The sequence below is a fragment of the Pseudomonas meliae genome (assembly GCF_001400515.1).
GTDB classification, from domain to species: domain Bacteria; phylum Pseudomonadota; class Gammaproteobacteria; order Pseudomonadales; family Pseudomonadaceae; genus Aquipseudomonas; species Aquipseudomonas amygdali.
Genome location: NZ_LJQT01000232.1, coordinates 1 through 11305, shown reverse-complemented (window position 1 = coordinate 11305; position 11305 = coordinate 1). Strand labels below are relative to the sequence as shown.

The 11305-nt window shown below is 59.5% G+C and carries 9 protein-coding genes; 7 read left to right on the top strand and 2 right to left on the bottom strand.

Annotated features, from left to right (window positions below):
• Window positions 1-105: 105 nt before the first annotated feature.
• Entirely contained in the window at window positions 106-1365 is a 1260-nt protein-coding gene (locus ALO64_RS10445; protein WP_031599673.1) for a lipase family protein, read from the bottom strand.
• A 116-nt stretch (window positions 1366-1481) separates the two neighbouring features.
• On the opposite strand from ALO64_RS10445, the gene ALO64_RS10440 reads away from it, so the two are divergent.
• Window positions 1482-2462 (top strand): MFS transporter, encoded by a 981-nt coding sequence (locus tag ALO64_RS10440; RefSeq protein ID WP_044344823.1) that lies wholly within the window; start codon window positions 1482-1484, stop codon window positions 2460-2462.
• Between the two features lie 115 nt (window positions 2463-2577).
• Here the strand turns inward: ALO64_RS10440 and ALO64_RS10435 are convergent, their stop codons facing one another.
• Entirely contained in the window at window positions 2578-5676 is a 3099-nt protein-coding gene (locus tag ALO64_RS10435) for an autotransporter domain-containing protein (protein WP_044344824.1), read from the bottom strand.
• Between the two features lie 219 nt (window positions 5677-5895).
• Between ALO64_RS10435 and ALO64_RS10430 the strand changes: the two genes are divergently transcribed.
• The 6 genes from ALO64_RS10430 to ALO64_RS10405 all read left to right on the top strand — a co-directional run bounded on the left by ALO64_RS10430 (window position 5896) and on the right by ALO64_RS10405 (window position 11301).
• A complete protein-coding gene (locus ALO64_RS10430) occupies window positions 5896-6792 on the top strand; it encodes a TauD/TfdA dioxygenase family protein (RefSeq protein ID WP_005730943.1) in 897 nt (298 codons plus the stop codon).
• A 16-nt stretch (window positions 6793-6808) separates the two neighbouring features.
• Complete coding sequence (locus ALO64_RS10425; protein WP_002551587.1) at window positions 6809-7690, top strand: ABC transporter ATP-binding protein; 882 nt, start codon at window positions 6809-6811, stop codon at window positions 7688-7690.
• 91 nt (window positions 7691-7781) lie between these two features.
• Window positions 7782-8648 (top strand): ABC transporter permease, encoded by an 867-nt coding sequence (locus ALO64_RS10420; RefSeq protein ID WP_002551588.1) that lies wholly within the window; start codon window positions 7782-7784, stop codon window positions 8646-8648.
• A gap of 38 nt (window positions 8649-8686) precedes the next feature.
• Window positions 8687-9706, top strand: a complete 1020-nt coding sequence (locus ALO64_RS10415) for an ABC transporter substrate-binding protein (protein ID WP_044344825.1) — start codon at window positions 8687-8689, stop codon at window positions 9704-9706.
• A 383-nt stretch (window positions 9707-10089) separates the two neighbouring features.
• Window positions 10090-10293: a DUF6124 family protein gene (locus tag ALO64_RS10410; RefSeq protein WP_002551590.1), complete on the top strand. Its 204-nt coding sequence runs from the start codon at window positions 10090-10092 to the stop codon at window positions 10291-10293.
• A gap of 111 nt (window positions 10294-10404) precedes the next feature.
• On the top strand, window positions 10405-11301 hold the full coding sequence (locus ALO64_RS10405) for an RHS repeat-associated core domain-containing protein (RefSeq protein ID WP_044344826.1): 897 nt from the start codon (window positions 10405-10407) through the stop codon (window positions 11299-11301).
• Window positions 11302-11305: the final 4 nt, after the last annotated feature.

Below are 11305 nucleotides of genomic sequence, written 5' to 3'. Positions count from 1 at the left end.
GGACGCTCTGCGTCCTCTTTCGAGCATGTGGCGCGGCACGGATCTGTGACGCAGAGCGTCACCCAAGGCACTCCGACGCTGGAGCGTACCGAACGATAATCTCGTCTATCGTGCGTCGCTCCGCATCGCCCCACAATTCCCCGCCATAAAGGCCCCTGAAAACGCTTTCTCGACAAAGCGTGTCGAGTCCGGCAGAGAGCCATTCACTGCGCCGGAGTGATCCAGCTGCGGGTAGTAATGCCACTCGATGCGGTCGCCGACCTTGCACGCATCTTTCACCAGCGCGATCTGGCTGCGAACAGGTGAAATGACATCCTTGCCCCCCGTGCCGATAAAAACCGGAATGTCCGACTTTAACGTCGGGTAGTCCGAATGGCGATTTACCTGATCGAGCGCCTTATCGGGTGAGCGTTTGAAACTGTTGTTGAATGTCAGTCCATCCGCGACCACCTTGCGCTCGATGGCTTGCAGGCATTCACGCTGACTGGTTTCGAACGCAGGCTTTGCGCGGTCGCTCAGGTAGTCGGCAGGATGCAGCGACGGGTCGATCAGTGCGGCAGTGCTCAGTCGCAACAGGTTATAGGCCAGCGACGGCGTGACCTGATCGCGGAAGGTGTCCGGTTCGGCATGTTTCTCACGCGATTGAGCCATCGGATACGGCGTCCCTGTCGCAACCACACCGACAATGTTCAATTCGGGCGCATAAGTCTTCTGGTAGACGGCCGTTGCGAAAGCGGCACGGCCACCTTGCGACTGCCCGAACACAACTACCCGCGAAGACAGATTGAAGTCCGCCTTCTGAACCGCACGAATGCTGTCGAGCACACCATACGCCAGCGGACTGCTCAGCCCGAACGAGTGCAGCCCCGGCGTGCCCAAACCCTGGTAATCAGTAGCCACAATCGCGTAGCCCCGCCCGAGCCATTCATTCAGATAGCGCGTGTCGCGATCACTGCGCCCGGCAAAGGAAGGCGCACAGATGTCCGCGCTGCCAACCGTGCCATGCGCCCACGCCATCAGCGGCCATCCGCCCTTTGGCGGCTCACCCTTGGGCATGAACAAGGCTCCTGACACTGCGACTGGCTGGTTGTTGAGCCCGTCTGTCGAGGTGTACAGGATGCGGACATTCTGTCCGGCATTCTCAAGGCTCTGTTTGGCCGTCAGCGGTTCCGAGCGCAGCAGTTGGCCCGGTGTCGACGGCACTTTATCCGGCCATGTGTAAAATGCGGGAACACCACCTTCGCCCGGGTCTGACTGGGCAACGGCGACGGTTTTCATGGAAGAGCCTGGCACTGCGCTGCAAGCTGCTAGCAGGACCATCAACAGGGTGGCCAGAACGGCCAAATACCTTGGCGATGAGTTCATCGGTATTTCTCTACAAGCTGACAGGAGAGGGCGCATCAGCATCGATGTATCAAGCCGATTATGACCTGAGCGATGATAACTGACGCACGAGCTGCCAGTACTGAACGGAGTTCTTCATGCGCAAGGATTACCTCGCTTTCTTCATCTCGCTTTTCCTGTCCAGGCTGGCGGATCAGATCCTGTTGTTTATTGTGCCGCTGGTGGTGTTCCAGACCACCAACAGCGCTTCATGGGCGGGGCTGGCGTTTTTCGTCGAATCGTTACCGAGGTTTCTCGCGTTTCCGTTGTGCGGCGCACTGTGCGACAAGTATTCGCCTATCAGAATTCTGCACATCAGCCAGGTCTACCGGGCATTGCTCTGCGTGCTGGCGATGGTGCTCTACGCACTCTTTGGTTGCATTGGGTGGCTGGTGGTGCTGTCGGCATTGTGCGGGGTGCTGACCACGCAAGGCATCATGGCGCGCGAAGTGCTCATGCCGCATATCTTTCAGCACTACAGCTACACCAAAACGTTGTCCTATTCCCAGATCGCCGACCAGTCAGGGCTGGTCCTCGGGCCGCTGGTGGCGGCACTGATACTTGAAGTGTGGGCCTGGCACTGGGTAGTGCTCTGGATCGCCGGACTATTCCTGCTGGCAGACCTCTGCATGTTGGCGTGGCAACGTCTTGGCCGTTTTAAGCTGGAAGTGTTCGAGCAGCATCAAGACATCTGGCTGCAGCCCTTACGGATTGCGTTCGGGCATATCCGTGGCCTAGCGGAATTGAAAAAGATCATCACGCTGGCGGTGGGCGTCAACCTGATCGTCGGCTTCGACAAGATGTTCAACGTCTACATGCGCACCCTCCGGCAGCGGGTGATACCGCCCCAGGATTTTGGCAAGACGGTGGGCGTGATTACGCTGCTTAATAACATGTCCCAGCCCTTGGCAGGATTACTGGTGGCCCTGCTCGCAGCGCCCTTGGGCATCCGCCAGGTCATCCTGAGTTTGGCCGTGCTGACGAGCGTTATCTGGGCGGGTGCCCTGTGGTGGTTTGCAAAGGCACGCAGCCCATTCCCGACCTCGATTGTTGAGGCTGATCGAGAGGCCGGGAAATGAAAACGAGAGGGTTGGAGCTGGATGGAATTGAGGGTCAACGCAAGAGCGCTCAGACCCCCTGATAACTTTGGCAGGCTGCTCTCCGTCCCTACAGAGAACAGCCGCCACTTCAGCCTTAAAACGCCAACGTCACCCGAGCATTCAGCGACTGATCCGAAGCATCGTTGCTCACTTGACCGTCGTAGCTCAGGCCTACGCTCAAGGTATCGCTCAACCCCAGGTCGACACCTGCGCCGAGCACTGCGGCGCTGCGGGCGATCGGTGCGCCGGAGAGTTCGAAGGTGCTGCCGCCGCTGAAGGCTGAGCGGCTTTCCGGGGTGACGTCGCCGTAGGCGCGACGCCAGCCCAGTGTGGCGTTGGGTTTGATCACGACGCTGCCAGCGCTCAGGCGGGTCGCTGCACGCAGGCCCAGGGTGCTGAAGGTGATGTGGTTGTCCTGGGATTTGTTCTGCAGGCTGATGGCGTTGCTGTTCTCGTCGAAGGCGTCGGTGTCGAGTCGTACGTGTGCCAGATTGGCGAAGGGTTCAAGCTGTGCGTTGCCCATTTCCAGGGTGTAGCCCAGTTCGCCGAAGACCTGATTGGTCGCCGCCTTGTAGTCTTCCTTGAAGTGCTCGGACGAGCCCGGCAGGTCCAGCGTACGCTTGGCGGTCAGCTCATGCCAGGTGCGCACTGCGCCGAGACGCAGGCCCAGTTGGCCCCATTTCGCGCCGCCATAAACGCCCAGGTGGTAGTTGTCGCTGTCGGTGGAGCCGGACGCGTGGCGCAGGTCGAAGCTGCTGTTGCTGAAGCCTGCCAGTGCGCCTATGCGCCAGGTGTCGTCGAGGGGTACGTCAGCGCCGAACAGCAGGCCGCTGGTGCGGGTTTCGAGGCCTGAAGCGTCGCGGCTGCTGTCGGTCTGGCCGGTCGCGCCGATGGCTTGAGTCCACACCACGCCACGCGAGGCATCACCGGCCAGGGTTTGTGTTGTGCTGCCGAATGACTGCGCGGACTGCGCTTGTTGCATGCGATCGTTCATGGCGTTGCGCACCAGACGGCTGTCTTCGATCAGTGCAGATTGAGTCGATGCGTGCAGCTCGTTGGACAACGCCTTGAAGGTCGCCTGTGCGGTTGCTGCGTCGTCCTGCACCACCTGACGCCACAGCGCATTGCCTGCGCCCGCGCTGTCGAGCCCCTGAGCGACGGCGCTGGCATTGCGCGTGGTCGCCAGGCTGGCGAAGGTTTGTGCATTGCGATCCAGCGTCAGACCGACGTCTGTCGCGGTGTAGTTCAGCGTCGGGGTAAGGAACGCGAAGTTGGTTTGCACGGCGGCAAATGCACCGCTCACGCCACCGGCTGCGGAAATGATCGAGTAACGGCTGGCGGCCAGCCAGTTACCGCCTTCGACCAGCGACAGCGTGCTGTTATTGATCGTCGCGCGGCCGCTGGCGACGATGCGGTCGGCATTGCCATTGGCTTCCGATTCCACTTGATAAACCGAACCCTGAGCCAGGTTGACGTCACCATTGACGTTCAGCTGCCCGACCGAATTACCCGGTGAGACTACGCCGCCCTGAGCGACGTTGATGCCGCCGACGGTGCCGTTGCCACCCAGCGTCGCGCCTTGCTGCACGCTGACGATGGAGTTGCCGAGGTTGCCATTCACTGCCAGGCGACCGGCCTGCACGGTCGTCGCGCCGGACAGGCTGCTGTTGCCGGTCAGGTTCAGTGAACCGACGCCGCGTTTGATCAACGCGCCGTTGCCGGTCAGGGTGTTGGCGAGGGTGTCGTTGGTGGACTGATCGACCACCAGCGTTGCGTTGTCGGTGATCGTGCCGCTGCCGAAGGCCTGGGCATGACCGGTCAGGGTGCCGCCGTTGATCAGCGTGCCGCCCGAGTAGGTGTTGTTGCCGGTCAGGATCAGGTTGCCCGTGCCGTTCTTGATCAGCGCACCGCTGCCGCTGATGTCGTTGCGCCAGGCGTCGATGGCGTTATAGCCGCCGAGGCTGGCGTTCATGTTGACGGTGACGTTGGAATTGAACGCGCCGTAGCCATCGCCTGCGGCATACAGGTTCAAGCGACCGTAGCCACCCGACTGGTCGATTACCGCGTAGCCCGAAGATATTTCAGTGGTCCCCAGAACCTCGCGGCGTTGGCTGGCGTCCAGGTACGGAAAGCGGGTTTCCAGCAGCACTTCTGCGTTGGTCGGCACCACCGGAGCCAGGTTGGTGGGGCCGACCGGATCGAAACCGTAGGTCATGCGCGAGGTATACAGCGCTTTGTCCTGGGCATGCTGGGAAGTGCGGTCAGTGGCCGGGTCAATGCTCGCTATACAGTTGTTGATGTTGCCACCGCATTGCGCCGTGAAGTAAGTCAGTGCCTGGGCGCGGGCGTCGGCGCGCAACTGTGCGTTGGCTGAATTGGACAGGTTGTCGATGGCGAAATAGGTCGCCGTGATACGCCCGCCGATCACGTCGAGGGGCGAGTGCATGCCTGCTTCGATGCGGTTGTCGCCAATCTCCGAAGCACGCAGCATCAACTCGCTGAACCGCTCTGGGATTGCGTAGGCCAAGGCGTAGGCAGACAGGTAGGCGGCGTTGGTATGGCCGCTGGGGAACCCCGAGTCACTGGCCGGCGTGGTGCTTTCGGCCGGGCGCAAAGACGGCGCGACGACGAATGCCAGGTTTTGTCCGTCCAGGCTCTGCCGCCATGGCCGTGGATACAGATAGTGGGACTTGGCCGGGGTCGTGGAGGCGTCATTGCGCACGGCGCCGACCAGATCGACCACTTTGCCCAGCGCTGAAGACGAACTGCCTGCGCCATTGCCCTTGTCGTCGTACTTGACGGTTTTGTTGCTGTCGTCAAATTGCGTGATGGTAGTGAAGGCCCCCGCGCCTGCTTTATAGGCATCACTCAATGAGCCCAGACCGCTGATGGCGCTGTAGCTCTGATCGCGACGGTCATCGAAGTAAGCGGCGGTTTCCTGGGCAAGCGTGCGCGAGTTGGCACGGTCGACGACAATTTGCAGGTTGCGTCGGAGCAGGCTCTGCCCCAGCGCAGTCGGTGTGCCGGTATCCCAGGTTGCACCGGTCGTCCACAACGTGTTGAACCCGGAAAGCAGATCGACCCCGTTGATCCGGTCGTCATTTGCACGGCTCGCTGCCTGTACCGATACCGCAAGCAGTGAAAGTATCAACGACGACATCATTACGTGGGCAACCGGTTTATTACATCGCATGGCGAGCGCCTGTACTCAATCTTGATAAGGCGCCGACCCTAGCAAGGCGTTCTTACACTTGGATGTATCTGCCGTGACACATTTATGTTAGCGAGTGCGCTCAAAAAATCCTCAGGAAGCATTCAGAACTATCGATATTCCTCAACGGTATTTAAATTCTCTTTCTTATATCTATACAGTTCCGCCTTTCAGTCACACTGTTCTGGAGTCGGAGTTCTCATGCCAGCAGCCTCCCTCGCTTCATCGTCCGCTCAATCTGCTTCGCAATCGTTCGACGTGCGTCCATTCACCGGAAAGGTGGGCGCGGAAATCGTCGGGCTGGATCTGTCCAGGCCGTTGAATGACGCGGATTTCGCGCGAGTGCATCAGGCGCATCTGGATCACCACGTCGTGGTGTTCCGCGATCAGCAGATCACGCCGCAGCAGCAGGTCGATTTCAGCCGTCGTTTTGGTGTGTTGCAGATCCATGTGCTCAAGCAGTTTCTGCTGGCTAACCATCCGGAAATCCTGATCGTCTCCAACATTGTCGAGAACGAGAAGCCTGTGGGGCTGGGCGATGCCGGTAAATACTGGCATTCGGACCTGTCTTACAAAGAGCTGCCAAGCCTGGGTTCGATGCTTTACGCACAAGAGTTGCCGAGCGAAGGTGGCGACACGCTGTTCGCCGACATGCATCAGGCGTGGGACACCTTGCCGCAACACCTGCGTGATGCCGTCGAAGGGCGCTCGGCGGTTCACAGTTACACTGCGCGCTACGCCGAGGGCCATAACGCCGCCAACTGGCGTCCGACCCTGACCGCCGAGCAACTGGCCCAAGTGGTCGAAGTCAGCCACCCGATTGTTCGCACGCATCCTGAAACAGGCCGCAAGGCGTTGTTTGTCAGCGAGGGTTTCACCACCCGGATTCTTGACCTGCCGGAAGACGAGAGCCGCCAGATTCTCAACGAGATCTACGCCCACAGCGTGAAGCCCGAGCATATTTACCGGCACCAATGGCAAGCCAACGACATGGTGTTCTGGGACAACCGTTCCCTGATTCACCTGGCTGCCGGCTGCCCGGCCCATCTGCGACGCAAACTGCATCGCACGACCATTCAAGGCACCGCGCCATTTTGATTCAGGAGAGCCGTTCATGAATGCTGTCGCGCAAGGCCACACGGCCAGCACGAGCGCCCAACCGCAACCGACTGTTCAGCACATCACTGAAGCCTTGTTGCAAGTTCGCGGTGTAAGCCTTGAATACCGCACGCCAGAGCGCGTGGTGCGGGCGACGCATCAGGTCAGTTTCGAGGTCGACCCGGCCGATCGTTTTGTGCTGCTCGGCCCATCCGGTTGCGGCAAGTCCACATTGCTCAAAGCCGTAGCCGGGTTCATCCGGCCCAGCGAGGGCGAGATTCGTCTGGCAGGTCATCAGGTCACCGAACCTGGCCCGGACCGCATCGTGGTGTTTCAGGAATTCGACCAGTTACCGCCGTGGAAAACCGTGATCGAGAACGTCATGTTTCCGCTGCTGGCGTCACGCACCCTGAAGCGTCCCGAGGCGCTGGAGCGCGCTCGTTATTACCTGGAAAAAGTCGGCCTCAGCGCGTTTGCCGATGCCTATCCGCATACCTTGTCCGGTGGCATGAAAGCACGCGTGGCAATTGCCCGAGCCCTGGCCATGCAGCCGAAAATCCTCTTGATGGACGAGCCGTTCGCCGCGCTCGATGCACTGACCCGGCGCAAGATGCAGGAAGAACTGCTGGAGCTGTGGGACGAGGTGCGTTTCACGCTGCTGTTCGTTACCCATTCCATTGAAGAGGCGCTGGTGGTGGGCAACCGCATCCTGCTGCTGTCACCGCATCCCGGCCGCGTACGGGCGGAAATCAACAGCCATCAATACGACCTGAAAAGCCTGGGCGGCGTTGGCTTTCAGCAGACCGCGCAGCGTATTCATCGTTTGTTGTTCGATGAGGGCGAGGCCGGGCCAGTGGAGCAGGATCTGAATTTTCAGGACATCCGGATTGCTTACTAGGCGACTGCCTTGATCGTTCCCACGCTCCGCGTGGTAATGCCTTTCAGGACGCTCCGCGTCCTATCTACACGATTACCGGGAAACCCGAACCATGAGCCTCGCACCTCCCGCTCGCGAAGAATATGAAATCACGCTGGAGCCTTTCACTCAGGAAGACCTGGCCCGCGATCTGCCGCTGGCGCAGCGTATCTGGCAACTGAGCTGGGTGCGCAAATGCGTCATCATGATCGCTCTGGCGGTGATCTGGGAACTGGCTGCACGTTTGCAGAACAACGACCTGCTGTTGCCGAGCTTTCTGCAAACGGCGGCCGCCTTTTATGACGGGCTGATCTCCGGCGAGCTTCCAGGCAAGGTGTGGATTTCCCTGACCGTACTGATTCAGGGCTACCTGATCGGCATCGTGCTGGCGTTCGCCCTGACCACCCTTGCAGTGTCCACCCAACTGGGCCGCGACCTGCTCGGCACGCTGACTGCGATGTTCAATCCGCTGCCGGCCATTGCCCTGTTGCCGCTGGCGCTGCTGTGGTTCGGGCTGGGCCAGAACAGCCTGATCTTCGTGCTGGTGCATTCGGTACTGTGGGCGCTGGCGCTCAATACCTACGCAGGTTTTCTCGGCGTTTCGGAAACCCAGCGTATGGCCGGGCGCAACTATGGCCTTAAGGGCTTGCGCTTTGTCTGGCACATCCTGATTCCCGCTGCGCTGCCGTCGATCCTCGCCGGCTTGAAAATCGGCTGGGCTTTCGCCTGGCGCACGCTGATCGCCGCCGAGCTGGTGTTTGGTGCGTCGTCCGGCAAGGGCGGGTTGGGCTGGTACATCTTCCAGAATCGTAACGAGCTGTATACCGACAAGGTTTTTGCAGGTCTGGCGGCAGTCATTCTCATCGGCCTGCTGGTCGAGAACCTGCTGTTCGCCAATATCGAGCGCCTGACCGTCAAGCGCTGGGGCATGCAGCGTTGAAGCACCGTCTTTTTTTTTAAAATCAGGGTGAGAACCACATGACAACAACATTTCATCGTCCGGCGCTGACTGTATTGGCGGCGACACTTGGCCTGTTCGGTGCCCTGCTCAGCAGCGGCGTGCAGGCGGAAGGCAAGATCAGCATCGCTCAGCAATTCGGTATCGGCTACCTGATCCTCGACGTGGTGCGCGATCAGAAACTGATCGAGAAACATGGCAAGGAACAGGGGCTGGACATCAAGGTCGACTGGAACAGCATCTCCGGTGCCACGGCGATGAACGAAGCGCTGCTGGCCGGTGCGCTGGACGTGGTGTCGGCAGGTGTGCCACCGATGCTGACCGTCTGGGATCGCACCAAGGGCAAACAGAACGTCAAAGCCATTGCTTCGTTGGGTTCCATGCCCAACTACCTGCTGACCAACAATCCCAACGTGAAAACCATCAAGGACTTCACCGACAAGGACCGCATCGCTGTGCCGGCTGCCGGTGTGGGCTTTCAGTCGCGTACTTTGCAGATCGAAACCGCCAAGGTATTCGGTAACGACAAGTACAAGAAATTCGACAACATCTCGGTGAGCCTGGCGCACCCGGATGCCACCGCAGCGCTGCTGGCGGGCGGCTCGGAAATCAACTCGCACTTCTCCAGCCCGCCGTTCCAGTACCAGGCGCTGGAAAACCCCAACGTCCACAAAGTGCTCAGTTCCTATGACGTGCTGGGCGGTCAGGCGACGTTCAACGTGCTCTATACCACCGAGAAATTCCACGACGAAAACCCCAAAACCTACAAGGCGTTCTACGACGCGCTGGCCGAAGCCGAGAAGATCATCAAGGCCGACAAGCCCGCTGCCGCGCAGACCTACATCCGTGTTGAGCAATCGAAACTGCCGTTGCCGCTGGTAGAGAAAATCGTCGCTGACCCGGAAATCGACTTCACCGTCACCCCGCAGCGCACCTTCATCTACGCCGAAAAACTGCATGAACTGGGCGTGTTGAAAAACAAGGCGGCGAGTTGGAAGGACTACTTCTTCGAAGAAGCGCACGGCACCGAGGGCAGTTGATCGACGCGTTCTGGACGCTCTGCGTCCTCTTCTGAACAAATCAGGTTACTTCCGCTCACGAAAAACCTGTCCTGCAGGACCTTTCCTTCAGTCTTTTCTCTTTCCTGCGTATGACCTTTCCTAGAAAATCCCGGGCCCTTGCGCCTGCCAAATCCGCACACTAGGCTGCGTCGGTCGCTGCGAGTCAGCGACCGGGTTTAGCAGCCTGTTTGTGGATTACAAGTGGCGCAAGTGCCGTTTATGGCGGCTTTGCGTGGGGCACCTTCGGGTGCGCCGGTTGCTTGCGCTTGTTCTACACCGGTCTGCTAACCCGCGTCAAAGTCGCCACCCTTGTTTGTTTAGCAGCAGGCATCTGGTGGTCTTGTCAGCTAAAGGAATAAGCGATGATCAACTCGACCCCGTCTCCACCGCTCCCCAACTCTCTCGAAGATTCCCTGATACAGGTCAGCGAAATACTGCGCTGTGCCTCTGCCACCGCTTCTGAAACCGGTGACAACCTCGAGGGCCTGAAACGTGATCTGGCGTTCTCGGTGGTGCATCTGATCAACATGGCCAAGGCCGAGCTGGAATGTGTTCAGAGCCACTGACAGCCCCTGACGCAACCTAGCAGTTCTACGAGTAGCCGCTGCGGTCCCCGCAATGCATTGTGTGCCTGAAGAGGCCTGCCTCGCCGATCAAGACCACTCCGGTTACTCACCATGCGCCAGCAAACTACCCTGTGCCGTTACCGCTACGACGCGCTTGACCGGCTTGCGGCTCGCACGCCTGTGGCAGGGACCATTGCCCGCTCGTTCTATCAGTCCGACACCCTGGTCAGCGAGATTCAGGGGGCAGAACAGGTTCGGTTCCTGCATCGCGACCGTCAGTTGCTGGCCACGCAGTCAGCGCTCGCTACGCTGTTGATCGGCTCGGACCAACAGCACAGCGTGCTCCACACCGTATCGGCCGGCTTGTCTGACCCTATCGCTTACACCCCCTATGGGCATAGGCAAGCGTTGAGCCAGCTGCCAGGCTTCAACGATGAGCGACCCGACCCATTGACCGGTCATTATCTGTTGGGCAATGGTTATCGCGCCTACAACCCCGTTCTGATGCGCTTCAACAGCCCGGACAGCCTGAGCCCGTTTGGCAAGGGCGGTATGAATGCCTATGCGTACTGCGCGGGTGATCCGGTTAATCGGTCTGATCCGACCGGGCATAAGATAGATGAGAGTCAGATACTTTCATTTGTGTGGGTAGGGCTCGGTTTGTTCGGTGCTTACCTGGGTGTAAAAGCGGCTGTTCCTGCGATAAAGGCTGTCGCCAAGGGCAATGCTCCGCTATCGACGAAACTGACAGCTTCCTCGGCACTCGGCCAGATCGCAGCGAGCACCGTGTTTACCGTAAGCCGTGTAATCAACGCGGTCGACCCTGACGGCCCTGCCAAGGATGTTTTGCTCGCGACTGCAATAGGCATGGTGATTCCAGTGCTGGCCGTTCGGACATTCAACCCGCGCATCAAGCGTTGGGAGGATGCAGGGGCAGATATAAAACTGCTCAATGATAGGCGTTCAAGTTTAAAAAGTGAGTTCGCTGATACCGCTAGGAGGGTGTAGACAA

Coding starts and splice junctions, on each gene's coding strand:
- ALO64_RS10420 (WP_002551588.1), top strand. CDS start 7,782: ATGAGCCTCGCACCTCCCGCTCGCGAAGAATATGAAATCACGCTGGAG.
- ALO64_RS10445 (WP_031599673.1), bottom strand. CDS start 1,365: ATGAACTCATCGCCAAGGTATTTGGCCGTTCTGGCCACCCTGTTGATG.
- ALO64_RS10410 (WP_002551590.1), top strand. CDS start 10,090: ATGATCAACTCGACCCCGTCTCCACCGCTCCCCAACTCTCTCGAAGAT.
- ALO64_RS10425 (WP_002551587.1), top strand. CDS start 6,809: ATGAATGCTGTCGCGCAAGGCCACACGGCCAGCACGAGCGCCCAACCG.
- ALO64_RS10435 (WP_044344824.1), bottom strand. CDS start 5,676: ATGCGATGTAATAAACCGGTTGCCCACGTAATGATGTCGTCGTTGATA.
- ALO64_RS10415 (WP_044344825.1), top strand. CDS start 8,687: ATGACAACAACATTTCATCGTCCGGCGCTGACTGTATTGGCGGCGACA.
- ALO64_RS10440 (WP_044344823.1), top strand. CDS start 1,482: ATGCGCAAGGATTACCTCGCTTTCTTCATCTCGCTTTTCCTGTCCAGG.
- ALO64_RS10405 (WP_044344826.1), top strand. CDS start 10,405: ATGCGCCAGCAAACTACCCTGTGCCGTTACCGCTACGACGCGCTTGAC.
- ALO64_RS10430 (WP_005730943.1), top strand. CDS start 5,896: ATGCCAGCAGCCTCCCTCGCTTCATCGTCCGCTCAATCTGCTTCGCAA.